General features: G+C 58.2%; 23 protein-coding genes and 1 tRNA gene. 14 read left to right on the plus strand and 10 right to left on the minus strand.

Going from position 1 to position 24,701, the window contains the following annotated elements; genetic code table 11:
• The first annotated feature begins 69 nt into the window (after positions 1-69).
• Entirely contained in the window at positions 70-2,064 is a 1,995-nt protein-coding gene (shc, locus tag A0U94_RS06210) for a squalene--hopene cyclase (protein ID WP_077802817.1), read from the plus strand.
• Positions 2,064-2,696, plus strand: a complete 633-nt coding sequence (locus tag A0U94_RS06215) for a phosphorylase family protein (RefSeq protein ID WP_077802818.1) — start codon at positions 2,064-2,066, stop codon at positions 2,694-2,696. Before shc ends, A0U94_RS06215 begins: the two co-directional genes overlap by 1 nt.
• Before the next feature lie 90 nt (positions 2,697-2,786).
• Here the strand turns inward: A0U94_RS06215 and A0U94_RS06220 are convergent, their stop codons facing one another.
• Both A0U94_RS06220 and A0U94_RS06225 read right to left on the minus strand, forming a co-directional pair.
• Positions 2,787-3,593, minus strand: coding sequence for an RlmE family RNA methyltransferase (locus tag A0U94_RS06220; RefSeq protein ID WP_077802819.1), 807 nt, complete (start codon positions 3,591-3,593; stop codon positions 2,787-2,789).
• Positions 3,590-4,711 (minus strand): Ppx/GppA phosphatase family protein, encoded by a 1,122-nt coding sequence (locus A0U94_RS06225; RefSeq protein WP_077802820.1) that lies wholly within the window; start codon positions 4,709-4,711, stop codon positions 3,590-3,592. Before A0U94_RS06225 ends, A0U94_RS06220 begins: the two co-directional genes overlap by 4 nt.
• A gap of 157 nt (positions 4,712-4,868) precedes the next feature.
• Between A0U94_RS06225 and A0U94_RS06230 the strand changes: the two genes are divergently transcribed.
• The 3 genes from A0U94_RS06230 to A0U94_RS06240 all read left to right on the plus strand — a co-directional run bounded on the left by A0U94_RS06230 (position 4,869) and on the right by A0U94_RS06240 (position 8,007).
• Positions 4,869-4,942 (plus strand) — tRNA-Gln (locus A0U94_RS06230).
• 153 nt (positions 4,943-5,095) lie between these two features.
• Positions 5,096-6,589 (plus strand): IMP dehydrogenase, encoded by a 1,494-nt coding sequence (gene guaB / locus A0U94_RS06235; protein WP_077802821.1) that lies wholly within the window; start codon positions 5,096-5,098, stop codon positions 6,587-6,589.
• A 56-nt stretch (positions 6,590-6,645) separates the two neighbouring features.
• Positions 6,646-8,007, plus strand: a complete 1,362-nt coding sequence (locus A0U94_RS06240; protein ID WP_077802822.1) for an RsmB/NOP family class I SAM-dependent RNA methyltransferase — start codon at positions 6,646-6,648, stop codon at positions 8,005-8,007.
• Here the strand turns inward: A0U94_RS06240 and A0U94_RS06245 are convergent.
• A complete protein-coding gene (locus A0U94_RS06245; RefSeq protein WP_077802823.1) occupies positions 7,973-8,497 on the minus strand; it encodes a GNAT family N-acetyltransferase in 525 nt (174 codons plus the stop codon). The two genes, A0U94_RS06240 and A0U94_RS06245, sit on opposite strands and share 35 nt — an antisense overlap.
• Positions 8,498-8,590: 93 nt before the next feature.
• On the opposite strand from A0U94_RS06245, the gene A0U94_RS06250 reads away from it, so the two are divergent.
• Both A0U94_RS06250 and A0U94_RS06255 read left to right on the plus strand, forming a co-directional pair.
• Positions 8,591-10,393 (plus strand): cation:proton antiporter, encoded by a 1,803-nt coding sequence (locus A0U94_RS06250; protein ID WP_062107897.1) that lies wholly within the window; start codon positions 8,591-8,593, stop codon positions 10,391-10,393.
• 168 nt (positions 10,394-10,561) lie between these two features.
• A complete protein-coding gene (locus tag A0U94_RS06255; protein WP_077802824.1) occupies positions 10,562-11,536 on the plus strand; it encodes a glycosyltransferase family 8 protein in 975 nt (324 codons plus the stop codon).
• Positions 11,537-11,557: 21 nt separating this feature from the next.
• Here A0U94_RS06255 and A0U94_RS06260 read toward each other — a convergent pair whose 3' ends face one another.
• Complete coding sequence (locus tag A0U94_RS06260; protein WP_077803878.1) at positions 11,558-12,070, minus strand: L,D-transpeptidase family protein; 513 nt, start codon at positions 12,068-12,070, stop codon at positions 11,558-11,560.
• A gap of 163 nt (positions 12,071-12,233) precedes the next feature.
• On the opposite strand from A0U94_RS06260, the gene A0U94_RS06265 reads away from it, so the two are divergent.
• On the plus strand, positions 12,234-12,968 hold the full coding sequence (locus A0U94_RS06265; protein WP_062107902.1) for a response regulator transcription factor: 735 nt from the start codon (positions 12,234-12,236) through the stop codon (positions 12,966-12,968).
• A 25-nt stretch (positions 12,969-12,993) separates the two neighbouring features.
• Here A0U94_RS06265 and A0U94_RS06270 read toward each other — a convergent pair whose 3' ends face one another.
• Complete coding sequence (locus A0U94_RS06270; RefSeq protein ID WP_167369399.1) at positions 12,994-13,791, minus strand: exodeoxyribonuclease III; 798 nt, start codon at positions 13,789-13,791, stop codon at positions 12,994-12,996.
• A gap of 81 nt (positions 13,792-13,872) precedes the next feature.
• Between A0U94_RS06270 and A0U94_RS06275 the strand changes: the two genes are divergently transcribed.
• From A0U94_RS06275 to A0U94_RS06290, 4 genes are all read left to right on the plus strand, one after another.
• Positions 13,873-14,880, plus strand: coding sequence for a dipeptidase (locus A0U94_RS06275; protein ID WP_077802826.1), 1,008 nt, complete (start codon positions 13,873-13,875; stop codon positions 14,878-14,880).
• Positions 14,881-15,195: 315 nt separating this feature from the next.
• Positions 15,196-17,133 (plus strand): excinuclease ABC subunit UvrC, encoded by a 1,938-nt coding sequence (gene uvrC / locus A0U94_RS06280; protein WP_077802827.1) that lies wholly within the window; start codon positions 15,196-15,198, stop codon positions 17,131-17,133.
• A gap of 89 nt (positions 17,134-17,222) precedes the next feature.
• Positions 17,223-17,825, plus strand: coding sequence for a CDP-diacylglycerol--glycerol-3-phosphate 3-phosphatidyltransferase (gene pgsA / locus A0U94_RS06285; RefSeq protein ID WP_077802828.1), 603 nt, complete (start codon positions 17,223-17,225; stop codon positions 17,823-17,825).
• Between the two features lie 101 nt (positions 17,826-17,926).
• Complete coding sequence (locus tag A0U94_RS06290) at positions 17,927-18,532, plus strand: hypothetical protein (RefSeq protein WP_062107906.1); 606 nt, start codon at positions 17,927-17,929, stop codon at positions 18,530-18,532.
• Positions 18,533-18,584: 52 nt separating this feature from the next.
• Here the strand turns inward: A0U94_RS06290 and lexA are convergent, their stop codons facing one another.
• Entirely contained in the window at positions 18,585-19,304 is a 720-nt protein-coding gene (gene lexA, locus A0U94_RS06295; protein WP_062032010.1) for a transcriptional repressor LexA, read from the minus strand.
• A gap of 304 nt (positions 19,305-19,608) precedes the next feature.
• On the opposite strand from lexA, the gene rpmG reads away from it, so the two are divergent.
• The gene (gene rpmG / locus A0U94_RS06300) at positions 19,609-19,776 is read left to right on the plus strand and encodes a 50S ribosomal protein L33 (RefSeq protein WP_011253780.1); all 168 of its coding nucleotides are present in this window, start codon (positions 19,609-19,611) and stop codon (positions 19,774-19,776) included.
• 84 nt (positions 19,777-19,860) lie between these two features.
• Here rpmG and A0U94_RS06305 read toward each other — a convergent pair whose 3' ends face one another.
• Together A0U94_RS06305 and eno are read right to left on the minus strand one after the other, a co-directional pair.
• Entirely contained in the window at positions 19,861-20,190 is a 330-nt protein-coding gene (locus A0U94_RS06305; RefSeq protein WP_062032014.1) for an FtsB family cell division protein, read from the minus strand.
• Between the two features lie 141 nt (positions 20,191-20,331).
• Positions 20,332-21,612: a phosphopyruvate hydratase gene (gene eno / locus A0U94_RS06310; RefSeq protein ID WP_077802829.1), complete on the minus strand. Its 1,281-nt coding sequence runs from the start codon at positions 21,610-21,612 to the stop codon at positions 20,332-20,334.
• Between the two features lie 101 nt (positions 21,613-21,713).
• Between eno and A0U94_RS06315 the strand changes: the two genes are divergently transcribed.
• On the plus strand, positions 21,714-22,190 hold the full coding sequence (locus tag A0U94_RS06315) for a DUF3429 domain-containing protein (RefSeq protein ID WP_244178100.1): 477 nt from the start codon (positions 21,714-21,716) through the stop codon (positions 22,188-22,190).
• Here the strand turns inward: A0U94_RS06315 and kdsA are convergent.
• Both kdsA and A0U94_RS06325 read right to left on the minus strand, forming a co-directional pair.
• Positions 22,187-23,011 (minus strand): 3-deoxy-8-phosphooctulonate synthase, encoded by an 825-nt coding sequence (gene kdsA, locus A0U94_RS06320; RefSeq protein ID WP_077802831.1) that lies wholly within the window; start codon positions 23,009-23,011, stop codon positions 22,187-22,189. The two genes, A0U94_RS06315 and kdsA, sit on opposite strands and share 4 nt — an antisense overlap.
• Positions 23,008-24,639: a CTP synthase gene (locus tag A0U94_RS06325; RefSeq protein WP_062107911.1), complete on the minus strand. Its 1,632-nt coding sequence runs from the start codon at positions 24,637-24,639 to the stop codon at positions 23,008-23,010. Before A0U94_RS06325 ends, kdsA begins: the two co-directional genes overlap by 4 nt.
• Between the last annotated feature and the right edge of the window lie 62 nt (positions 24,640-24,701).

The raw sequence follows: 24,701 nt of genomic DNA on the forward strand, positions 1-24,701 counted from the left end.
CGATCATCCTGTCATGATTGTAACACAGCTCCCGACTTTGAGGACTGCCTGCGTCGGAAGAGCCGAACAATGCTGATCTATTCTGATATTCTGGAAAAGGAGGATCGCGTGAGCGAAACCTTGTCCCGTCAATCGGTCGAACCCGATGAGATCAACCATGCCATCGAAGGCGCGCAGACCGCGCTGGGCGGGAAGCAGAAATCAGACGGACACTGGGTCTACGAACTCGAAGCGGATGCAACGATCCCCGCCGAGTATGTCCTGCTCGAACACTATCTCGACCGGATAGATCCGGAAAAACAGGCCAAGATCGGCGTATATCTGCGCCGCATCCAAGGCGATCATGGCGGATGGCCGCTTTATCATGATGGCGGCTTCGACCTCTCGGCGACCGTAAAAGCCTATTTCGCCCTCAAGGCAATCGGCGATGACATCAATGCACCCCATATGCGGATTGCCCGTGAGGCCATTCTCGACCACGGCGGCGCGGCACGGACGAATGTGTTCACGCGGATCCAGCTTGCCCTGTTCGGGGAAGTCCCCTGGGAAGCAACGCCCGTGATGCCGGTTGAGCTCATGCTCCTGCCACGCAAGGCGTTTTTCTCGGTCTGGAACATGTCTTACTGGTCGCGGGCCGTGATTGCGCCGCTTCTGGTTCTCAATGCGCTCCGGCCCAAAGCCATCAATCCGCATGGCATCCATGTGCAGGAACTCTTCGTCAAGCCGCCTTCAGAAGTCACGGACTGGATCCGCGGTCCGTACCGTTCGGTATGGGGGCGCTTTTTCAAGCATCTGGACTCCGCCCTGCGTCCTGTTCTGCCGCTCATTCCACGGAGCGTGCATAAAAAAGCCCTGAAAGCCGCCAGCGACTTCATCGAGCCGCGTCTGAGCCGGGGAGGGCTGGGTGCCATTTATCCCGCCATGGCGAATGTCGTGATGATGTACCGCGCGCAGGGTGTCCCCGATAGCGATCCACGCGCCATGACCGCATGGGAGGCCGTTCAGGATCTTCTGGTGGATCATGGCGATGAAATCTATTGCCAGCCCTGCGTCTCGCCCGTCTGGGATACCGGCCTGTCCGGCCTTGCGATGATTGAAGCCGCGTCCGGTCCCGCCGGGACAAAGCATGAAGAAACGCTTGCGGCCCTGAAAAAGAGTGCCGAATGGCTTCGGGAGCGCCAGATCCTGAACGTCAAGGGCGACTGGGCCATCAACACACCTGACCTGCGCCCCGGTGGCTGGGCGTTCCAGTACGAGAACGACTACTACCCTGACGTCGATGATACCGCCGTCGTCGGCATGCTGCTGCATCGTGTTGATCCCGAAGGCAGCCGCGAGGCGATCGCGCGCGCTCGGGAATGGATCATCGGCATGCAGAGCACCAATGGTGGCTGGGGTGCGTTCGATATCAACAACGATCTCGAACTGCTCAACCACATCCCGTTCTCGGATCACGGCGCCCTTCTGGACCCGCCGACGGCCGACGTCTCGGCCCGCTGCATTTCCTTTCTGGCCCAGCTCGGCGATCCGGACGACCGTCCTGTCATTCTCAAGGCACTGGAGTATCTGCGCTCCGAACAGGAACCGGAAGGCTGCTGGTTCGGCCGGTGGGGCACAAACTACATCTATGGGACCTGGTCTGTTCTGTGCGCGCTGAATATCGCCGGTGTGCCACATGACGATCCGATGGTTCTGCGCGCCGTGAACTGGCTCGAAAGCGTCCAGCGTCCTGATGGTGGCTGGGGTGAAGACTGTGCGACCTATGAAGGCGGCACGGCAGGCATGTACAACAAGAGCCTCCCCTCCCAGACAGCCTGGGCCGTTCTGGCGCTTATGGCGGTCGGGCGCCGCGAGAGCGAAGCCGTCAAGCGCGGTGTGGCGTATCTCGTGTCCCAGCAGGACGACAAGGGAGAATGGCAGGAAGACGCCTATAATGCCGTCGGTTTCCCAAAGGTCTTCTACCTGCGTTATCATGGCTACAAGCAGTTTTTCCCGCTGACAGCGCTCGCCCGCTACCGTAACCTCGGTGCGAGCAACAGCGGCAAGGTGGAGTTCGGGTTCTGATGCTGGGCATCCTCGCAGGCCTGAAACAGGAAGCCCGTGTGATCCGGCGCTTTCTGCCGGGTGTTCCTCTGGCCCTGAGCAATGCCGCACCTGAAGGCGCACGGCTGGGCGTGGAGCGCCTGCTCCGCGCAGGGGCAACGGAACTCCTGTCCTTCGGATGTGCAGGGAGTTTGTCGCCGGAAGCTCCTCCAGGCACTGTCATCGTGGCTGATCATGTTCATCATGAAGGCCGGAATATTCCTTCCGATCCCGCTTTGAGCAAGAAATTCGGCTCTGCCTGCGCGCGCCGGGGGGGCATCCTGCATAGCGATTCACTGGTTGAATTTGCTTTTGAAAAGACGCGGTATTTTTCTGAAACGCACTGCATCGCGGTGGATATGGAAAGCGGTTTCATTGCGCAGAGCGGCGTGCCGTTTGCTGTCCTCAGGGTCGTGTGCGACGACGCCACGCGGGATCTGCCCCCTGCGGTCAAGACCAGCGTGAAGGACGGCGCCGTATATATTCCGGGGTTGGTCGGGTCCCTTGTCCGGCACCCGTTGCAGATCGGCGGCTTGATCCGGCTTGGAAAAGAAGCAGCCCTCGCACAGCGCGCCATGGCGTCATTTCTTCAGGCCAATCCTCCCCAGATCTGAACAGACTTCTCCCCCTTCGCAGGTATGGAAAATTCTGGACATAAAAAAGGGAGGCTACTGCCTCCCTTTTCATCTTCCTGTTCGTATCCGTCAGATTGGATCGGCAGCGGCCGTCAGGCGTTCGGGACGGAAACCCGTCGCCACGACATAAAGCTCGCTTGATTCTTTGCGAGACGCCGGGGGTTTGACATGCCTGACGCTGGCAAATGCGGTTTTCATTGTCGCCAGCATGTCTTTTTCCGAGCCGCCCTGAAAGACCTTGGCAATGAAACTGCCGCCTTCGGCCAGAACCTGAAACGCAAAATCCAGTGCGCCCTCCGCAAGACCCATGATCCGCATATGATCGGTTGCAGCATGACCGGTCGTATTGGGCGCCATGTCAGACATAACCAGATCGGCCGGACCGCCCAGCATCTCTTTCAGACGATCCGGCATATCGGCGTCCGTAAAATCCCCCTCGATGATCTCGGCACCGGCAACAGGATCAACCGGAAGCAGGTCCAGCCCTACAACGTGCTTGGCACCCCGCTTGACTGCGACCTGCGTCCAGCCGCCCGGAGCAGCACCCAGATCAATAATGCGGGTCCCTTCTTCAATCAGCTTGAAGCGATCGTCAATCTCGATCAGCTTGAAAGCCGCGCGTGACCGCCAGCCCTGCTTGCGCGCGGCTGCGACATAGGGATCGTTGAGCTGACGGTTCAGCCAGCGCTGCTGTGCCGTGGTGCGTCCACGGGCCGTTTTAAGCGAGACCGTCTTGTTACGGGCGGTTTTTGACGTTGCTGAATCACGTGTGGCGTCGTTTTCACCGGGATTGGAGGCACTTTTCAGAGCCTTGCCCGGGATACGCTTCGGTCCCGTATCCTTACTGGAACCGGAGCGGGATCTTGGCGGCTTCATATCGTGGCATATGTCCCGAATGGGCCCCGTGACCGGGGCGTGGCATGGCGACTGGTCGTATGACGCCCCTTGCCGGAACGCTGACCATGATCGCGGGCCATACGCAGCAACATCCCGTCGCGCAACCCCCGGTCTGCAATCGTGACGTCTTCAACCGGCCACAAACGATGGATTGCTTCGAAGATCGCGCAGCCGGGAAGCACGAATTTCATGCGCTCGGCACCAACACAGGGATGCTCCGCCAGCTCATCATGATCCAGACCGCGCAGGCTTCCGATAGCATCCATCATGCTATGGCCTGGAAGTGTCAGCCCATCAATCGCTGCGCGGTTGTAGCGGGGCAGGGACAATGCCACCCCAGCCAACGTCGTCACGGTTCCCGACGTGCCGATCAGACGCGTCTTTCCATGCGTGACCTCACGCCGGATACGATGCACGTTCTCGAAGCCCTTCAGATATTCCTGAACGTGACTGACCATCGTCTCATAAGAAGAGCCATGCCCCTCACCAAACATTTCCTGAAGCGTAATCACGCCAACGGGAACGCTTGTGGTGCCGATCAGAGTCTGTGTCTGCCGCTCCGGGTCGATCCGGACCCACGCAACTTCGGTGGACCCGCCACCAATATCGAAAAGAACGCCCCGATCGGCATGCACAGGCCTGTGTTCGGGCTGACGGAAAAGCGGAGAGCAGCTTTCAAGGGCCAGCTCTGCTTCTTCACGAGCCGTGATGATGTCGATCGTAAGGCCCGTCTCGTGCTGCACATGCGCCAGAAACTCGCGGCCATTGGCAGCCTGACGGCAGGCTTCCGTCGCAACCGCACGAACATGCACCAGCGGCCACTGTCTCATGCGCTCCGCACAGACCCGCAGGGCATCAAGCGCGCGCTTCATGGAGTCTTCGGCAAGCCGCCCACTGGCACGCAGGCCCTCTCCAAGACGGACGGAGCGGTTGAAACTGTCCACGACACGAAAACCGGTAGGCGTTCCCGCAGCAATCATGAGGCGGCAGTTGTTGGTGCCAAGATCAATGGCGCCAAAGAACGGACCCGTACGTCTTGCAGACGCATGAACAGGCATCGGGCCTGACAGGTTATGATCCGTTCCGTACCTCATCATGTGTTTCGGCTCCCGCTTGCCCGTGATCTGGGACCTTGGAAAAGCAGCATGGGGCGCAGGGGACCCTGCTCGCAAGAAAAATATGTGTTTTTTCAAAAAAATGTCCGGATCGCTCTTGCGCCCTGCGAGGTCGGTTGATAAACACCCTCTCACCGCTTGGGAGATAGTTTAGCGGTAGAACTACCGGCTCTGACCCGGTCAGCCCTGGTTCGAATCCAGGTCTCCCAGCCAAGAAAATCCTCAGAAAATACCGCAAAAAAGAGACTTCCCCTCGGGGGGCAAAGTGCTCTATGAGGACCCGCCAACGGCCGGTCGGCCTTCTGGCCTCCGGTTCAAACACATCGCGTCTTTCACGACGCATGACGTAACGGGGGCACGCGGCTCATGACTTCATCTTCCCACGCAACAAATCTGAATGAGCGCATCCGCGAGGCGCTGGCTTTCGATGACGTTCTCGTCGAACCGGCAGAATCGTCGGTTCTGCCAGCCCAGACCTCCACGCGCACGCGCCTGACACGCTCCATCGAGCTGAACATCCCCCTGATGTCTTCCGCAATGGACACCGTCACAGAAGACGGCATGGCGATCGCCATGGCGCAGCAGGGCGGCATGGGCGTTATTCATAAAAACCTGTCGATTGAAGAACAGGCGGAACAGGTCCGTCGCGTCAAACGCTTCGAATCAGGCATGGTCGTCAATCCCGTTACCGTTGGCCCCGACCAGACACTGGCCGAGGTTCAGGCCATCATGGCACGTCACGGCGTCTCCGGCCTTCCCGTCATTGAAAACGGCAGCGGCGTTCTGGTCGGTATCCTGACCAACCGCGACATGCGCTTCACGACCGACCCGAACACGCGCGTCCGTGACCTGATGACGCACGAGAACCTTGTGACCGTCCTTAACGGTGCCGCACCGGACGAGGCACGCACGCTTCTGCACCGTCACCGCATCGAGAAGCTTCTGGTCGTTGACGAGGCAAAGCGCTGCATCGGACTGATCACCGTCAAGGACATGGACAAGGCCATCGCGCACCCGCTGGCCATCAAGGACTCCCAGGGCCGTCTGCGCTGTGCCGCCGCCGTAGGCGTCGGGGAAGACGGGTTCCGTCGCGCTGCAGCTCTTGCTGAAGCCGGCGTGGACGTCATTGTCGTGGATACGGCCCATGGCCATTCACACGGGGTTCTGAGCGCTGTGGAGACCCTCAAGAGCCGTCACGGCGGACTTCAGGTTATCGCCGGCAACGTTGCCACCCCACAGGCCGCGCGCGCCCTGATCGCCGCAGGTGCCGACTGCGTGAAGATCGGTATCGGACCGGGGTCCATCTGCACCACGCGTGTCGTTGCGGGCGTAGGTGTGCCGCAGTTCTCGGCCGTTATGGAAACAGCCGCAGCCTGTCACGAGCTGGACATCCCGGCCATCGCGGATGGTGGCGTCCGGACATCGGGCGATATCGTCAAGGCGATTGGCGCGGGCGCTGACGTGGTCATGGTCGGCTCGCTTCTGGCCGGCACCGACGAGAGCCCGGGCGAGACGTTCCTGTATCAGGGCCGCTCCTACAAGGCCTATCGCGGCATGGGATCGCTCGGCGCCATGGCCCGCGGTTCCGCAGATCGTTACTTCCAGGCTGAAGTTCGCGATACGCTCAAGCTGGTTCCGGAAGGCATCGAAGGGCAGGTTCCTTACAAGGGCAGCATGGCTCCAGTTATCCATCAGCTCGTGGGCGGCCTGAAGGCTGGTATGGGCTACACGGGATCGGCCACCATTGCCGATCTTCAGGTCCGCACCATGTTCCGTCGCATCACGAATGCCGGCCTGCGTGAGAGCCATGTCCATGACGTGACGATCACCCGTGAGGCTCCGAACTACCGCCGGGACTGACCGTTCCTGCATCAAAGCCTCTCGCATTGAGGGGCTAAACGGGCTACGGGGGCGCTATGACCCCCGCAGCCCGTCTTTCAGGCGCCATCGATCTGCTCTGTGCGATCCAGAATGCGCCCCGCCGTCCCGCCGACGCCACAGCCAACGCTTTTTTCCGCGAACGCCGTTATATTGGTGGCGGAGACCGTCGGGCCATTTCCACGATTGTGTGGGATGTCCTGCGTGGCTGGCGGCGGCTGCAATGGAATCTCAGGGATATTTCCGGCGATATCTCCCCCCGGCTCATCTGCGCGGCCTCTCTGCTCCTTGGCGGAGAAACGATGGACAATGTCCGTCGGCTTTTTTCCGGAGAGCGTTACGCGCAAAAGCCCCTGACGTCCCGTGAGGATATCGCGCTCAAGGGCCTGGAAGGAAAAGAACTTTCCACCCAGAAGCAGCCGCTGGCTGTGCGCCTGGAGTACCCGGACTGGCTGGAAAGTGGTCTTCGCGAAACCTTCGGCAACCGTCTGCCAGACGAGATGGAGGCGATGCTGGGTACGCCAACGCTCGATCTGCGGGTCAATCTGCTGAAGGGAACCCGCGAGCAGGCCGTCCGGGAACTTCGCCGCGAATCGCTTCCGGCAGAGATGACGAAGCTGTCTCCGTGGGGGCTGCGTCTTGATGGACGTCAGCCCGTAACCGCGACACAGGCCTTCAAAGACGGTCTGGTCGAGATCCAGGACGAAGGCAGCCAGCTTGTGGTCGCAGCCGCCGACGCACGGGGCGAGCACCGGGTTCTGGATTATTGCGCGGGGGCAGGCGGCAAAACGCTGGCACTGGCGATGACCATGGAAAACCGCGGGCATATCGTCGCCTGTGACGTGCACGAAAAACGTCTGGACGGAGCGGTCAAGCGGCTGCGTCGCGCAGGCGTTCACAACGTGGAGCGGCATCTCCTGGTATCTGGCGACAAGTGGGCAAAGCGTCGGGCCGGCAGCTTCGATCGCGTGCTTGTCGATGCACCGTGCTCGGGAACCGGAACGTGGCGGCGCAATCCGGATGCACGCCTTCGCCTGACACCGGAAGACATCCAGGAACTTGTCGTCAAACAGGCCCAGATCCTTGATCGTGCAGCCTCTTTGGTGAAGCCGGGCGGACGCATGATCTATGCGACCTGCTCGCTTCTGGCCTGCGAGAACGGCCAGCAGATTGATGCATTCCTCAAACGCCGCAATGACTTCATCCGCCTGCCAAAAGAGCAGATGTCCGAGCTTCTGCCCACCGAGTTGCGAAACAAGGCACAGTTCTCGCTGACGCCCCTTCGGGATGGCACGGATGGATTTTTCGCCTGCGTTCTGGAGCGCGTCGTAACGGACACAAAGACGCAGAAGGAAAACGCGGCCGTTACACTCCCGGCGGCAGAAGATCCTTCCACATAACAAGTGCGTCCACATATCCTTTCGAAGGGTGATCGAAAGCTCCGGGAAGCGTTCCGATCACCCGAAAGCCCAGTGATTTCCACAGGGCTACGGCACGCAGATTGCTATTGACGACAAAATTGAACTGCATGGCGCGAAAGCCAAGCTTTGCAGCTTCAGCAAGCGCTTCCTCAGCCATTAGCCGCCCTGCACCAAAGCCGGAACGCGCAACGAATCCCGCGTTGCTGATGTGACTACCGCCGCCTTTCTGGTTCGATTGAAGATAAAACGTCCCGACGATCTCATGATCGCGGGCCTGGGCAACATAAACGCGGTGCTCGACATCCATCCAGTAGGCGAGTGCCTGACGGCGCCCCCAGTGTCGGGGCAGGGCATATGTCTCGCCCTTCCGCAGTACAGGAGACAGCAGGCGCCAGATTCCTTCACGGTCCAGAGACTGGGCAGGGCGAACCAGAAGGTCAGCTCCGGTTCGGGCAGGAGAAGACATCATGACGAGGCGTTCTTCCGTGTTTTTAGGTGCGCGACGGGATCTGGAGTATGATACCGCTTCGTAGCCATCATGCGGAGCCCGTGCCGAACATCCATGCAGTATGACATTCTTATCGGCATTGCCTCGACTTTCGGCGCGGGAATGCTGGCCCAGTGGGTGGCCTGGCGCTTCCGCCTTCCGGCCATTGTCCTTCTCTTCTCTCTGGGCCTGATTTTCGGGCCGGGCCTGGGCATTCTTCATCCTTCTGAAACGATGGGATGGATGTTCCGGCCGCTGGTGTCCCTTCTGGTGGCGCTCGTGGTGTTCGAAGGAGGCATGGCGCTCGATTTCCGCCAGCTGCGTGAAGCCGGAGAAGGCGTTGCGCGTCTGACGATGCTGGCACTGCCCATCAACTGGGTTCTGGGCTCCTTGGCAGCACATTACGTGGCCCATCTGGAATGGGGCACCTCCATGCTGTTCGGGGCAATCGTCGTGGTGACGGGCCCAACGGTCGTCCTGCCGCTTCTGCGTAGTGCCAAGCTTCAGCCGCGCGTTGCAGCGTTCCTGCGATGGGAAGCCATCGTTAACGATCCGCTGGGAGCAATTCTGGCGGCGGTCGTGCTTCAGCTCATGCTGCTGCATGTGGACATTCATGCGGATGTGTTCTTCACGCATACGCTACCGGATCTTCTTGGGGCCATTGCCGTCGCGCTTTCCGCTGGAATCCTGCCAGGATATCTGGTCCGCTATCTGTTCACGCGTGATCTGATGCCGGAAATCCTCAAGACGCCGATGCTGATCTCGATGGCGCTGGTAATCTTCTCCCTGTGCAATCTGGAGATGGGGGGCGCCGGACTGATGGCGGTCACGATCTTTGGAATGGCACTGGCGAACCTTCAGATTCCGGGTGTGACGGAACTGCGGCGCATGAAGGAATCACTGGTGGTTCTCGTCGTGTCGGTCCTGTTCATCATGCTGACGGCCGATCTGCATCGCGATGTTCTGGCACAGCTTTCCATTCCGATTTTCGCGCTGACGGTTGTGGTTCTGTTTGTTGTGCGCCCTCTGGGCATTTTCCTTTCCACTCTGGGCACGAGCATGCCCTGGAAGGAAAAGCTGTTTGTCGGCTGGATTGCGCCACGCGGTATCGTCGCGGCTGCCGTGGCTGGCGAGGCGGGGGTCAGTCTCAAGGAGGCGGGATACCAGTCTGCGGATCTGATCATGCCAGCGGTGTTCGCAGTGATTGCCGTGACGATGATCCTGCACGGTTTCTCGCTTGGACCCATTGCACGACGCCTCAAACTCACCCTTTCCAACGATCCGGCCATCGCAATCATGGGAGCGAGTGGATGGTCCATCAACCTTGCATCCTGTCTGCGCAAGGCGGGCGTGCCGGTTCTGCTGGTGGACAACCGCTCCAGCGCCCTCCTGCCGGCCACCCGGCAGGATATTCCGGTACTGCGCGCAGAGCTTCTGTCGCAGCATGGGCAGGAATCCCTGGAGGAGCGACCTGCCGATTATCTGATCGCGACAACGGGTGACGGCATCTATAATGGTATGGTCTGCGGGCATCTGGCCCCGACCATGGGACGGCAGCGTGTCTATCAGATCAGCCCTGGCGTGGCACGGCTGGATTTCTATCACGGCCTGTCACGCGACGCTCGCGGCAAGGTTCTGGGAGAACCGGCCTGGAACTATACCCTGTTTGATACGCTGTTCGAGCAGGGATGGCGGTTCGTCGCCGTGGAAGCCACGGACGAGAGTGCATCGACGTTCGGGAATGACGAAAACAGGCTTGATCTTCTCGTAGTACGGCGGGATGGCGGCATCCTGATCCGTTCAGCCGAAGACAACGACAAAGCCGTACCTCAGCCTGGAGACAATATGGTCTGCATGGTGCCGCCAGAGGTGGAATAAATATTAAGTGAGGAGGGGCTGCAGAGATCGGATTGTGCGGAGTAGCCCACAATAAAACGAAGATAGAAACACAATCTTAAAACATGGACTCTATGTTTTCAGTGCGACGGAATTTTCTCCTTTCTTACCGCGGTGGGAGCGCTGCCGTCCAGAAAACGGAGAACGCGCATGAGCGTACAGACCTGCGTTTGCTACTGCACTGACCAGTCTTATCTTTTCCCTACTCTTGTCAGTGCACTTCAGGCGCGTGCTCATGCGGCAGCGGACATCGCAGACATTATTATTGTATGCTTTGACGTTGACGCTGCGACATTTTCCATCGCAGGCTCAATCTGTAAAAAAAACAACATTATTATTTTTTCAAGATCAAGATCTGACATTGACGGTGCGTCAGCTATGCTTGGAAGACTTTATCTCGATGAGATTTTACCGGAAAATTACAAAAATATTCTTTATGTTGATGGCGACACTCAGATCAAATATTGTCTGAATGAATTATTGTCCTGCCCTCCACCTAAAGAGCATTTTTTCGCTTCTGCCGATCCTATGGTCTTTCTTCTCGATGATGATTCACGCGAAGGCGAAGGTGTACGGGAACATTTTGTAGATATTGGACTGACGTCCCAGAAGTCCACTTTGTATTTCAATACGGGCGTTCTTTATTTTCATCGGTCAGCATGGGCGGCGCTTGCGAGGCAAGCACGAACCATCATTCGTTCCCAGAGCAGGATGTCCAGATTCCCCGATCAGGATATTCTCAACCTCGTAGGCATCGAGCGCGTACTACCCATGTCCTTATCATGGAACTTTCCTGTCTTTCTGTTCAATGCCGATCTGGAAGACACTATCCAGCCAAAAATTGTTCACTACATGTCACAGCCGAAGCCATGGGAAGGAATTTTTCGCCCTTGGCAGGCAGTCGACTATGAGCCATATCCGGCGTTTGTCGCCGCTTATCCTGAAATTTCCGGACTGTGGAAAAGTAGTTCGCCACTGCGAAAAGCACGATATCTCGCACAGCAAAACTACAAACGTTTCTGCGAAACCCGGAGATGGGGGCGCGGTCCCTTGCACGCCCGTATTCTCGACTACGAAGCCAGATGTCGGAATAGCGCGGAGCAGACCGAACAGCTTTCATTCTAAAGCTACCTCACCGCTTTTATCTCAGGACGGCTTTTCTACTGTAATATGCGACAATCCCGCTTCGAGAAACGCACGGAGGTCCTTTTCCTCAAGGGCAACACAGCCTTCCGTATATCCGCTGGCGGGCGGCAGATGCAGGAAAATAGCCGATCCGTCTCCCGATTTTACCGGGGCATCATTCCAGCCCAGAACGATGCAGAGATCATAGACATGATCGTCACGCCACAGGTTTTCGCAGGAGGCCGGGTGAGGGAGCGCTACAGCGCGATTGTAGTCGGAATGGGTGGGGTCATCACACCAGCCATCATTGGCGGCGAGAGGTTCGACGGAAAGTTCCGCTGTGCAGACGGGACGTGAGGTCCGGTCCGCACGGTAGAGGACACGCCGGAGCGGCAGTTCCCCCACGGGAGTACGAAGGTCTCCTTCCGTTTTGTCAAGAGACAGCCCACGCCGTCCGATCAAAGCCGGAACGATTTTCCCCTGAAAGTGAAGAAAAGCGCGGTCTCCAGCGGTTCTCAAAATAGCTTTAGCCATAATGCTGTTTCCTTTTTCGGCTGTACTTGCCATAGTCTGATGCGAAAGCATGCTGCTTTCTTCCCGTTTACCGGGAATGGTAAGTCCGGATGTGCAAGTTACGAACACCGAATTTTTACGGATGTGACGTTTCTTCCGTCGCGATAGAACGAGACAGGTTATTATGGCAGGTCCACGCCCCATCCTGGTTGTTGACGATGATGATACGCTCCGTCGTCTTCTGGCAGAGCAGCTTCAGCACGGCGGCGAACTGGAAGCGGTTGAGGCGACGTCCGTTGCCGCAGCGCGCGAACTTCTCGCCAAACCTGGTGCCCGGTATGATGCCATGCTGCTGGACATTACCCTCCCCGATGGTGACGGGCGCGACTTCTGCGCCGAATTGCGGCGCGCGGGCATCCGCATGCCGATCATCATCCTGACCGGTTCCGATGACGAACACGACGTGGTGCGCGGCCTTGATGCAGGCGCCAACGACTACGTTGCCAAGCCTTTCCGGATCGGTGAGCTTCTGGCCCGCCTGCGGGCCCAGTTACGGATTTTCGAGAACAGCGAAGACGCCGTCTTTGAGATCGGCCCCTATGCATTCCGTCCGTCTGCCAAGCTGCTCGTCGAAACCGCCCGTAACCGTCGGATCCGTCTGACGGAGAAGGAGGCCGCGATCCTGAAATATCTCTATCGTGCTGGTCAGCGCCCGGTAGCGCGTCAGGTACTTCTGAACGAAGTCTGGGGCTACAACGCGGCCGTCACAACCCATACGCTCGAGACGCATATCTACCGACTGCGCCAGAAGATCGAGCCAGATCCGGCACGCACGTCACTTCTGATTACGGAAGGTGGTGGCTATCGTCTTGATCCTGAAGGACGTGGCGTGATCGGCTCCGACAGCCTGTCAGCCTGAAGGCTGACAGGAAGCGGGCGGAGGGTCAGGCCGGGTCGAAGTCCAGCACAACAGGAACGTGATCCGACGGGCTGTCCCAGTCCCGCACATCCTGCAGAACCCTGATATCCCTCAGGCCCGGCATGAGGTCGGGCGTCATCCAGACATGATCCAGCCGCCGACCGCGGTTGGATTTTTTCCAGTCTTTGTTGCGGTATGACCACCAGGTGTAAAGCTTCTCCGGCTCCGGCGTGATCGTCCGCATGGCATCCTGAAATCCCGTCGCCATCCACGCCTTCAGGCGTTCAATCTCAGGCGGCGTGTGACTGACGATCTTCAGAAGTTGCTTATGACTCCAGACGTCATGCTCCAGAGGCGCGATGTTGAGATCGCCTACCAGAATGCTGCGGGCAGGAGGCGCACTGGTGAACCAGCCGGTGGCTTCATCCACGAACGCCAGTTTGTGGGCAAATTTTTCGTTTTCCACCGGGTCGGGGATATCGCCACCTGCCGGCACGTAGAAATCATGCAGCAGGATCGGACCGGCTGGCGTCGCAATACTCGCAGCCACATGGCGGCAGTCCGAGCGCGTGCACCAGTCGGGCGTTCCAGCAACGCTTTGCAGTGGATGTCGCGACAGGATCGCCACACCATTATAACCCTTCATGCCTTTATAGACCTGATGGGGCAGGCCCATTTCAACCAGGGCCTGAGCGGGAAAGAGCGGATCCGGGACTTTCGTTTCCTGTAGACAGACGATGTCCGGGTTTTCCTGTTCGACGATCTGCTTCAGCAGCGGCAGTCTGAGTCGAAGGGAATTGATGTTCCAGGTGATGAGACGCATGACGACTGGATCGACCGGATCAGGCGTTTTGACAAGCACCCTCTTGCACACAAAGCTTTCCCGTCCGATCTAGAACGAACCATGACTGATCTGCACCACACACTCCTGACGCTTGATTCCCATATCGATATTCCCTGGCCGGACCGACAGGATGCCTGGACGGAAGACACACCCAGACAGGTGAACGTTCCCAAGACGCGTAAAGGTGGCCTGAAAGCCGTGTGTCTTGCGGCCTATATTCCGCAGGGCGCACGCGATGATGCCGGGCATGCTGAAGGCTGGGACCGGGTTCAGGGCATGCTGGACGTGATTTCCGGAATCGAAGGACGACAGGGCAATCACAGCGCACGCGTCTGCCGGACGGCGGCAGATGTGCGTGCGGCCTATGAAGCGGGCGACCTTGCCGTCATTCCGGCGATCGAAAACGGACATAGCCTAGGTGGACACCCGGAGCGTATCGCGGAACTCGCCCGTCGCTATGGCGTACGATACATGACCCTGACCCATAACGGACACAATGCACTCGCTGACGCGGCCATTCCACGCAAGGACCTTGCGGATGCCGAAACGCTTCATGGAGGGCTGTCAGAGCTAGGGCGTGAGGCGATCGCACACATGAACCGCTCCGGCGTTCTGGTGGATGTCTCCCATGCGGCAAAATCGACCATGATGCAGGCGAGCGAGATTTCCGCCACGCCGGTTTTCGCCAGTCACTCCTGTGCCCGCGCCCTGTGCGATCACCCGCGCAATCTGGACGATGAACAGCTTGACCGCCTGAAAGAAACAGGTGGCCTGATTCAGGTGACGGCCATGGGCTCCTTTCTGAAAAAAGGCGGCGGCGGCACGGTCGAAGATCTGGTGCGGCACGTCTCGTATATTGCGAACCGGATCGGCGTCGAGCATGTCGGGATTTCTTCGGACTTCGATGGCGGTGGTGGAATTCCGGGTTGGAAAGACGCAACCGAGACCGCGAATGTCACGCATGCTCTTCAGGCGGCAGGTTTCAGCGATGCGGAAATTTCTGCCATTTGGGGTGGTAACATGCTGCGCCTTCTGGAGACGGCCGAAAAAGCCGCAACGGTGCTCTGAAAGCAGCCTTGAAAATACGCTTCGACAGACCCTGAGAGAACAGAACATGATCATGATGGACAAAACAGGAGCCGCGTCGTCCACCATGACCTGCTGAGGCGTTTGCAGGCCGTCTGTCGATCCTTTCTACCCTCCCGAACAGGGGGTGATGGAATGGGAAGGAAAGCAAGAGACAAGTGTTTTCAATAACTTGCAAAAGATGATTAAAAATTGGGCAATCTGATGACAGGTCTGGCAAACCGTGGCTTTCATGATTCTGTCACGGAGCAGCCCACAGACTTTTCCACAGGTTCAGTGGATGACTGAAAAAGCCGAATGACCGACCTTCCTCCACACAGTTCCGACCTGTCTGACGACCATGACGCACTCCCTGTTTCTGCGGGAAACACGCAGGGTGTCGAGGCCATTCGTGAGGCATTGAAGACCATTCCCTACAGCCCTGGCGTGTATCGCATGCTCAGCGCGAAGGGGGAGGTGCTGTATGTCGGCAAGGCGCTGAGCCTGAAGAAGCGCGTCTCGTCCTATACCCGCACCAACCAGCTTCCCGAGCGGCTGCGGCGCATGGTGTCGATGACGGTTTCGATGGAAATTGTTATCACGAAGACAGAAGCGGACGCACTGCTTCTGGAGGCGAACTACATCAAGCGCATGAAGCCGCGCTTCAACATCCTGCTGCGTGACGACAAGAGCTATCCGTGGCTGATGCTGACTGAAAGTCACGAATTTCCGCAGATCACCAAACAGCGCGGCAAGCCCGTCAAAGGCGCAACCTATTGGGGGCCGTTTGCAAATGCCTGGGCCGTCAACCAGACACTCAATCTGGTGCAGCGCAGCTTCCTGCTCCGGTCCTGTTCGGATGCCGTGCTAAACAGCAGAACGCGGCCCTGCCTGCTGTACCAGATCAAGCGCTGCTCAGCGCCCTGTGTGGATCGCATCTCCGGACCTGATTATGCGAAACTGGTTGACGAGGCCCGCCAGTTTCTCTCGGGACACAGCACGGACCTGCAACAGCGTCTGGCAGCCGAGATGGAGCAGGCTTCGCAGGACATGGATTATGAGCGGGCTGCATCGATCCGGGACAGGATTCGTGGATTTGCCAGCATTCAGGGATCAAGCACCGTTAACCCGGCGTCGATCAATGACGCGGATATCATGACGATCTGGCAGGAAGCCGGCCAGAGCTGCATTCAGGTATTCTTCATCCGAGGCAGCCGCAATAATGGTAACCGGGCATTCTACCCGGCCCATGCCGAGGAAGAGACAGCAGCAGACGTGCTGTCGGCGTTCATGATCCAGTTTTATGACAACAAACCGCCACCGCCCACGATTCTGGTGAACTGTGAGATTCCGGAACTGAATCTGGTCGAGGAAGCACTCAGCATCAGGCGCGGACAGAGGGTCGAAATCCTCAGACCACAGCGGGGTGAAAAAAAGGAGGTCGTAAGGCACGCAGCCCTGAACGCCCGGGAAGCGCTGGAACGTAAGCTGGCCGAGAATACCGGACAGCGCAAACTGCTCGAAGGGGTTGCGGAGGTCTTTGGTCTTCCTGAAACGCCGCAACGTATCGAAACCTATGATAACTCCCATATCATGGGGCAGGCCCCCTATGGCGTGATGGTCGTAGGTGGCCCCGAAGGCTTCAACAAACGCGCCTATCGCAAATACGGCATCAAGGGACCAGTCGCGCCGGGAGATGATTTCGGCATGATGCGCGAAGTCATGGAACGCCGGTTCGGAAAACGCCCGGAGAACGGAGAGCGCCCGGAAGACTGGCCGGATCTGCTTCTCATCGACGGTGGCCTCGGGCAATTCAACGCCGTACGGAAAGTTCTCTCCGACATTGGTGTGAGCGGAATCCCGATCGTGGCCATCGCCAAAGGACCGGACCGGGATGCCGGGCGGGAATGGTTCTTCACGGAGACAAAACCCCCCTTCCAGCTCCCTCCGCGAGACCCGGTTCTCTACTATCTGCAAAGACTACGCGACGAAGCACACAGGTTTGCAATCACCACACACAGGGCAGGGCGCTCCAAGGGGTTACGCAGTTCCGAACTGGACACTGTACCGGGAATCGGAGCTGCTCGGAAAAAAGCCCTGCTCAATCATTTCGGCTCTGCAAAATCTGTCAGACAGGCGAGTCTTGAGGAGCTGGAAAGCGCGCCTGGTATCAGTTCCAGCACGGCAAATGCCATATACGGGCATTTTCATCCAGAATGGGTCCAAAAGGCCTCAGCCGATCATCGCAGCTCCTGAACCTAGTCAGCGATTTACACGAAAAATACATCTTTCACGCACACATTGGCGCATACCGGTATGAGGGAAACTGTTCTAGACTGATTGTGATGCTGACAGATCTGCCAAATATCCTGACACTGCTGCGTATCGCGTCCATTCCCGTACTGGTCGTGCTGCTCTCCGTGCACTCGTCGACTGCGAATGTGATCGCCTGCGTGGTCTATACAGCCGCATGCATCACGGACTATCTGGACGGTGCACTGGCCCGTCGCTGGCAACAGCTTTCCGAACTGGGCCGGATGATGGACCCGATCGCGGACAAGCTTCTTGTCGGGTCTCTTCTGCTGGCTCTGGCAGGGCTGACACAGCTGCCGGTTTATTCGCTTTATGCAGCGATCATCATCATGATCCGCGAAATTCTGGTCAGTGGCCTTCGCGAATACATGGCCTCCCAGCGCGAAACGCTCCCATCGACACGACTGGCGAAATGGAAAACCGGCATCCAGATGGTAGCGATCGGTTTTCTGATCGGTGGAGACGGGGCTGCAGGAATGCTGGGACTTTCCTTCCTGCCGGCAACGCTGATTGGCGGAATCTTCCTTTGGCTTTCCGTGATTCCGACAGTCATCAGTGGCTGGGGTTATCTGACCGCAGGACTGACCCGCATCATGGCAGGGCAACCCCGCAAATCATCCAAAATCAGCTTCTGACGTCATACGGCGAAAGAATGTAGCGTTCTTCGACTGTCTTCATCTGGCGCTTCGTTACAAGGACCGCTAAAGGTCATGGATTGATCTCGTGGGAGTAAGAAATGCGGAAGACCGCTCTGCTGGCACTACCTCTCGCTCTGAGCGGCTGTTCAGGCATGGGCAAGTATATCCGCGACACAATGGTCTGGACGGCTCTCGATAATCCGAACGGCCCTCATGGAGACAGCGAGAATATTCATCGCGCGCGTGGCGAAAAATATTCCGAAACTCCAATTTTCCCCGAAAGCGGCAACATCTGGCCGGGGGCTCCGCAACCGCTCCCAACGCTCAAGGACGTCGCAAACCCCAATAGTACGTTCAGCCATGCTCTAGGCGATCCGGCGACCTATTTTGGTGGCGCTGCGCTCGATGAAAATTTCATGGGTGGAATCGCCGGCAAGGGAGCTCTGGGAGCATCCGGGCCGCAACTCATGCAGGGCCAGAGCCTTTCAGTCGGCGAAGGCGCTGATACCCATCAAGGCGTGTCTCGAGACCGCACTCATCTTATTCCGACACTTCCTTCGTCAGTTCCCGACAGCGCAGCCCGCTTTCTGAACAAGAGTCCCAGCAAAGCCATCGTTATCCCGAACGGGGACGGCACCAGCACGGTCATCGGTCCGGATGGCAGCGTAAAGGTCATTCACGGAACGTCTTTGCCCCCCAAATAAGGTTTTGCTGACGGTTCTGGGCCGCCAGCATTTCCCTTCAGGATCTCAGACTTCAGTACTGACGGAAAAGCGCGATCAAACGCCCCTGGATGTGCACGCGCTCCGCTGGAAAAATACGCGTTTCGTAGTCCCGATTGGCGGCTTCGAGCGCGATCATCGACCCACGACGACGCAGTTTCTTAAGCGTCACTTCCTGGCCATCAATCAGGGCAACAATAATCTGTCCGTTCTCGGCCGTCTCACGTCGCCGGATAATGGCGATGTCCCCATCCAGAATCCCAGCTTCGATCATCGAATCGCCCGCAACGGTGAGTGCGTAGTGCTCTCCAGTGCCCAAGAGCGAAATGGGGACCTCAATCCTGTCGCTGTCATCCTGCATGGCCTCAATAGGCAAACCGGCTGCGATGCGACCATAAAGAGGAATGCTGATGGTCTGACGATCATTGGCGACGCTGGCTTCGGAGAAAGTCCCGTCAAGACCCGTCTCCCCCTGACTGAGAACAGCCGGAACGAAAGCGGCCTCTGTCGTCGGCGTAACGGCAGGAGCCTCGGTGCCCATATGAGGCAGGCGCAGCACTTCCAGCGCGCGTGCGCGATGATGGTGACGCCGCAGGAACCCACGCTCCTCCAAAGCGGAAATCAGGCGATGAATGCCTGATTTGGAACGCAGTTCGAGAGCATCTTTCATTTCATCAAAAGAGGGAGAATATCCCGTCCGGCGGAGATGATCGTCGATATACAGCAAAAGCTGGTGCTGTTTGCGGGTCAGCATACAGGCGCTCCCATGCGCCTCGGCGGAGGCAGGTCAAAACAGGGCACAGAATGACAGTCATCCTGCATTTGTTCCTTATAGGTTCCTCTCTATTGCCCTACAAGCAAAGAGAGTGCTCTCCCATAGGCGTCCGACACGATTTTCTGGTCAACAAACTCTTTGAAACTACAGGAAAACCGCTAAATCTTGCGCAAAGGCCTTGACCTCCGAGCCACAAATCAGCATGGTGCGCCAAATCTAGAGATCAACATGCTGCATCGACACCTTCGAGCGGCATAAGTTATGGCGAAAGCCCGAGGGTATCATGGGAAAGAGCAACGTTATTCAGATCCGGCTCGTTTCGTCAGCTGAGACCGGCTACTTCTACGTCACGAAGAAGAATGCCCGTTCTGCTACGGGAAAGATGGAAGTACGCAAGTACGATCCGGTTGCACGCAAGCACGTCGTGTTCCGCGAAGCCAAGATCAAGTAAGACTGTTCCAACAGTCTCCATAAAAAAAGCGGCCTTCGGGCCGCTTTTTTTTATACCTCGAAGGCTGATTATTTCAACGACTGCTCAAAACAGCTTGTCATGCGGTCCGTAGGGGACAACTAGATCGCCACTGCGCGTCAGGTTCATCGTGGCACGGGCGCGCTCATCCAGCATGTCAGCATCCAGCGCTTTTTCCTTGAGGGCAACAACACGACGCCGCCAGACATTCTGCTCATCGTCTGCATCCTGCCTAGCCTGAAGGGCATCTTTCTGAAGCTGGGTCTGCTCCTGATAGGCATGGATCCCATGCGCACCGTGCAGCGCGTTCCAGCCGAAATAAACCGTGAGAGACAGGAAAAATGCCGGAGGAGCTACGGCGCGGACACCACGTTTGATAAGTCGGATCAGTGTCACGTCGTGAAAACTCCGTTCTGAGAGACTATCTCAATTTATATCAGTCATTTGTGACCAGACAATGAAGGATATGAATATCAATCATATCCGGCCATGAAATAACGGCCCCATTCCCGAAAGGAATGAGGCCGTTGACCATTTTCAGGAGTTCCGGAGGATGTTGCGACCGGCATAGCGGGCCGCACTGCCAAGCTGCTGCTCAATACGGATGAGCTGGTTATATTTTGCCGTACGGTCAGAACGGGAGAGGGAGCCCGTCTTGATCTGGCCGCAGTTCGTTGCAACCGCGAGGTCAGCAATGACGGAATCTTCCGTCTCGCCCGAGCGATGGCTCATGACGCAGGCGTAACCGGCCTTGTGAGCGGTTTCGACAGCTTCCAGCGTCTCGGTCAGAGTACCGATCTGGTTGACCTTTACAAGCAGCGCATTCCCGGTACCGGCCTTGATGCCACGGCGCAGACGTTCGGGGTTGGTGACGAACAGATCGTCACCGACGAGCTGGAGCTTCTTACCCAGACGGGTCGTCAGTTCAGCCCAACCTTCCCAGTCATCTTCCGCAAGTCCGTCTTCAATGGAAACGATCGGGTAGCGGTTCGCCAGATCTTCAAGGTAGGAAATCATGCCCGAAGCATCAAATTCCTTGCCTTCACCCTTCAGATTGTAGCGACCGTCCGCGTAAAACTCGGTAGCGGCGCAATCGAGCGCGAAGGTCACGTCCTCGCCCAGACGATATCCAGCAGCTTCAACAGATTTTGCAATAAATCCAAGAGCTTCATCAGCAGACTTCAGGTTCGGCGCGAAGCCGCCTTCATCGCCGACATTGGTGTTGTAACCAGCCTCGGACAGACCTTTCTTCAGGCGTGCGAAAATTTCCGAGCCCATGCGAATGGCATCCGCAACCGTCGGCGCACCGACCGGCTGGATCATGAATTCCTGAATATCGATCGGATTGTCGGCATGCTCGCCACCATTGACGATGTTCATCATCGGCACGGGAAGAAGATGGGAGTACGCGCCGCCCACATAGCGATACAGCGGAAGTTCCAGTTCCTCGGCGGTGGCCTTGGCAACGGCGAGCGAAACGCCGAGGATGGCATTGGCGCCCAGCCGGGACTTGTTGGAGGTTCCGTCCAGATCAATCATCGCGTTATCAATGGCGATCTGATCTTCCGATTCGGCCCCCTGAAGAACTTCAAGAATGTCGTTCTCGACATGACTACAGGCCTTAAGGACGCCCTTACCGCCATAGCGGGACTTGTCACCATCGCGCAGTTCCACGGCTTCATGGGCACCTGTGGAAGCGCCGGACGGGACAGCCGCGCGGCCGCGGGCACCGGAGGACAGCTCGACTTCGACCTCAACAGAGGGATTGCCGCGGCTGTCCAGGATTTCGCGGGCGATGATATCAACGATGGCGCTCAATGGAAGCTCTCCTGGGATACGTGAACCGGGTTGGCTCGTGACCGTTCGGAATGGAACAGCTATTTCAAGTCTCAAAATCACGCCCTGAGGTCAACGACGACATGCGCCTTCCTTTTCCCATTTTCGTGCTTGGCATTGCCGGGCTGATCCCTTTCATGGCGCTCGGAGGATGGATCTTTCTGGCAGGGCTGTTCACGCCACTGCCAAATCTCAAGATCATTCTCCTGACGTATGCCGCCTGCATCCTGTCATTTCTGGGGGCCGTACACTGGGGGCTGGCCATGGAGCGGCCGGACATCATCACTGTTGGCGGCACGTCCCAGCGGGACCGCCAGCGTCTTGTTCTGGGTGTCTGCCCTGCGCTCTGGGCATGGCTTGCCCTCTGCATCGGTGTTCTAGGGCATGTCCGGGCCGGTTTCGGCCTCGAAATCATCGGTTTTGTGGGGACGTTCCTGGTGGAACGGGAAGCCTGGAGGAAAGGTGCGCTTCCCCCAGGCTATCTGCCGCTGAGAGCCGGACTGACGGTTATTGCGGTGCTGAGCCTGTTTCTGGCGGCTCTGGCTCCTTCCGGGAGTTAGGCCGGAAAGGATTTCGCCAGAGCGTCAAAGGCTTTCAGACGCGTCAGGAGGCTGCGCATCTCATGAAGCGGCACCATGGTCGGACCATCGCTTGGAGCATGGTCCGGGTCCTGATGCGCTTCGATGAAAACGGCGGCCACACCAATCGAGAGCGCTGCGCGAGCCAATGGCTCAACGAATTCACGCTGCCCACCGGTTGACGCCCCGAGGCCACCCGGCTGCTGCACGGAATGCGTTGCATCGAACACAACGGGATAGCCCGTCTGCGCCATAATCGGCAGGCCGCGCATATCGCTGACAAGCGTATTGTAGCCGAAACTCGTCCCACGATCGCAGAGCATGATGCGCTCATTGCCCGTTGAAGCAATCTTGGCTGCAACATTGCCCATGTCCCACGGTGCGAGGAACTGGCCCTTCTTGATGTTGATGGCACGGCCGGTTTCGCCCGCAGCCAGAAGCAGATCCGTCTGGCGGCACAGGAACGCCGGGATCTGCAGAACATCCACCGCTTGAGCAGCAGGTGCGCACTGCTCGGCGGTGTGCACGTCCGTCAGAACGGGAACGCCGAATCGCTCGCGGATGCCGGCGAGGATCTCCAGACCGGCCTCCATGCCTACTCCGCGCGCGGCATTGACCGAGCTCCGGTTGGCCTTGTCGAAGCTGCTTTTATAGATCAGCCCGATTCCCAACTCACGGCAGATGGCGGAGAGGGCATCGGCCATCTCCGTTGCGTGCTCGCGGGATTCGATCTGACACGGACCAGCGATCAGCGTGAAAGGGCGATCCTGACCGACCGTGAGGTCTCCGATCCGGAAGCTCACTTGCTATGAGCCTCCTTGACGGCGGCACCGATAAAGCCCGCGAACAACGGATGCGGGTCAAAAGGCTTGGAGAGCAGTTCCGGATGGTACTGCACAGCCACGAACCACGCGTGATCCGGGTATTCAACCACTTCCGGCAGCACACCGTCAGGAGAGAGGCCGGAGAATCGCAGACCCGTCTTTTCGAGGCGGTCCTTGTAATGCGCGTTGACTTCCCAGCGATGACGATGGCGCTCGCGAATTTCCGTACGGCCATAGATCTCAGCCACGCGGGAGCCGGGAACCAGCTTTGCCGGATAGGCGCCCAGACGCATCGTGCCGCCCAGATCGCCGCCTTCACGACGGCGGAGCAGTTCGCCACCACGCGCCCATTCCGTCATCAGCCCGACCACAGGCTCATCCGTCGGACCGAATTCGGTGGAAGACGCCTTGGGAAGGCCCGCAAGCGAACGGGCACATTCGACCACGGCCATCTGCATGCCAAAGCAGATCCCAAGGAACGGGATATTGTTCTCGCGGGCATAACGGACAGCCTGGATCTTGCCTTCCGCACCGCGTTCCCCAAACCCGCCGGGAACGAGGATGGCATCCGCATCCTTCAGGCGCTCGGCGATATTACCGTTCTTTTCGAATTCTTCCGATTCGATCCAGTCCAGATTGACCTTCACATGATTGGCGATGCCACCATGCAGCAGGGCTTCGGCCAGCGATTTATAGCTGTCGAGCAGGGCCGTGTACTTGCCGACAACAGCCACGCGGACTTCGGCTTCGGGTTCGCGAATCGCATGAACGATCTTTTCCCAGCGCGAAAGATCCGGCTTGCTGTCATAGGGCAGGCCGAAATAGCGCAGGACTTCCTGATCCATTCCTTCGTTGTGATAGGAAATGGGGCAGGCATAGATCGTGTCCACGTCAAGCGCCGCAATGACGGCTTCCGGGCGGACATTGCAGAAATTGGCGATCTTGCGACGCTCGTTGTCCGGAATGGGACGATCCGAGCGGCACAGGAGCATCTGCGGCTGGATACCGACATTCTGCAGTTCCTTGACGGAATGCTGCGTGGGCTTGGTCTTGAGTTCGCCGGCTGCCGGGATGTAGGGCAGGAGCGTCAGATGCACGCACATGGTCTGGGCGTGGCCAAGGTCATTGCGGAGCTGACGGATGGCCTCGAGGAACGGAAGGCTTTCGATATCACCAACCGTGCCGCCGATTTCCACGAGCACGAAATCGTAATCGTCAGTACCGGAGACCACGACATCCTTGATGGCGTCAGTGATGTGCGGAATGACCTGTACGGTCCCGCCCAGATAGTCGCCGCGACGTTCGCGCGCGATCACATCCGAGTAAATGCGTCCCGTCGTGGTGTTGTCAGCACGGGACGCGTGAACGCCTGTGAAGCGTTCATAATGACCGAGGTCGAGGTCGGTTTCCGCCCCGTCATCGGTAATGAACACCTCACCGTGCTGGTACGGGCTCATGGTGCCCGGGTCCACGTTGAGATAGGGGTCCAGTTTGCGCATGCGGACCTTGTATCCGCGCGCCTGGAGGAGAGCAGCGAGGGCCGCTGAAGCGATGCCCTTGCCGAGAGAAGATACCACACCGCCGGTGATGAATACGAAACGCGTCATGGGCGGTCTTCATACACTGCCGACATGGGGCAGGGGAAGCGAAGAGACGCGTCTGTGAGAAA

It is taken from the genome of Gluconobacter albidus (assembly GCF_002005485.1).
Lineage (GTDB): Bacteria > Pseudomonadota > Alphaproteobacteria > Acetobacterales > Acetobacteraceae > Gluconobacter > Gluconobacter albidus.

Bases quoted from the DNA above. Each gene is read 5' to 3' on its own strand.
- shc (WP_077802817.1), top strand. From the start codon at position 70: ATGCTGATCTATTCTGATATTCTGGAAAAGGAGGATCGCGTGAGCGAA.
- A0U94_RS06215 (WP_077802818.1), top strand. From the start codon at position 2,064: ATGCTGGGCATCCTCGCAGGCCTGAAACAGGAAGCCCGTGTGATCCGG.
- A0U94_RS06220 (WP_077802819.1), bottom strand. From the start codon at position 3,593: ATGAAGCCGCCAAGATCCCGCTCCGGTTCCAGTAAGGATACGGGACCG.
- A0U94_RS06225 (WP_077802820.1), bottom strand. From the start codon at position 4,711: ATGATGAGGTACGGAACGGATCATAACCTGTCAGGCCCGATGCCTGTT.
- guaB (WP_077802821.1), top strand. From the start codon at position 5,096: ATGACTTCATCTTCCCACGCAACAAATCTGAATGAGCGCATCCGCGAG.
- A0U94_RS06240 (WP_077802822.1), top strand. From the start codon at position 6,646: ATGACCCCCGCAGCCCGTCTTTCAGGCGCCATCGATCTGCTCTGTGCG.
- A0U94_RS06245 (WP_077802823.1), bottom strand. From the start codon at position 8,497: ATGATGTCTTCTCCTGCCCGAACCGGAGCTGACCTTCTGGTTCGCCCT.
- A0U94_RS06250 (WP_062107897.1), top strand. From the start codon at position 8,591: ATGCAGTATGACATTCTTATCGGCATTGCCTCGACTTTCGGCGCGGGA.
- A0U94_RS06255 (WP_077802824.1), top strand. From the start codon at position 10,562: ATGAGCGTACAGACCTGCGTTTGCTACTGCACTGACCAGTCTTATCTT.
- A0U94_RS06260 (WP_077803878.1), bottom strand. From the start codon at position 12,070: ATGGCTAAAGCTATTTTGAGAACCGCTGGAGACCGCGCTTTTCTTCAC.
- A0U94_RS06265 (WP_062107902.1), top strand. From the start codon at position 12,234: ATGGCAGGTCCACGCCCCATCCTGGTTGTTGACGATGATGATACGCTC.
- A0U94_RS06270 (WP_167369399.1), bottom strand. From the start codon at position 13,791: ATGCGTCTCATCACCTGGAACATCAATTCCCTTCGACTCAGACTGCCG.
- A0U94_RS06275 (WP_077802826.1), top strand. From the start codon at position 13,873: ATGACTGATCTGCACCACACACTCCTGACGCTTGATTCCCATATCGAT.
- uvrC (WP_077802827.1), top strand. From the start codon at position 15,196: ATGACCGACCTTCCTCCACACAGTTCCGACCTGTCTGACGACCATGAC.
- pgsA (WP_077802828.1), top strand. From the start codon at position 17,223: ATGCTGACAGATCTGCCAAATATCCTGACACTGCTGCGTATCGCGTCC.
- A0U94_RS06290 (WP_062107906.1), top strand. From the start codon at position 17,927: ATGCGGAAGACCGCTCTGCTGGCACTACCTCTCGCTCTGAGCGGCTGT.
- lexA (WP_062032010.1), bottom strand. From the start codon at position 19,304: ATGCTGACCCGCAAACAGCACCAGCTTTTGCTGTATATCGACGATCAT.
- rpmG (WP_011253780.1), top strand. From the start codon at position 19,609: ATGGGAAAGAGCAACGTTATTCAGATCCGGCTCGTTTCGTCAGCTGAG.
- A0U94_RS06315 (WP_244178100.1), top strand. From the start codon at position 21,714: ATGCGCCTTCCTTTTCCCATTTTCGTGCTTGGCATTGCCGGGCTGATC.
- A0U94_RS06325 (WP_062107911.1), bottom strand. From the start codon at position 24,639: ATGACGCGTTTCGTATTCATCACCGGCGGTGTGGTATCTTCTCTCGGC.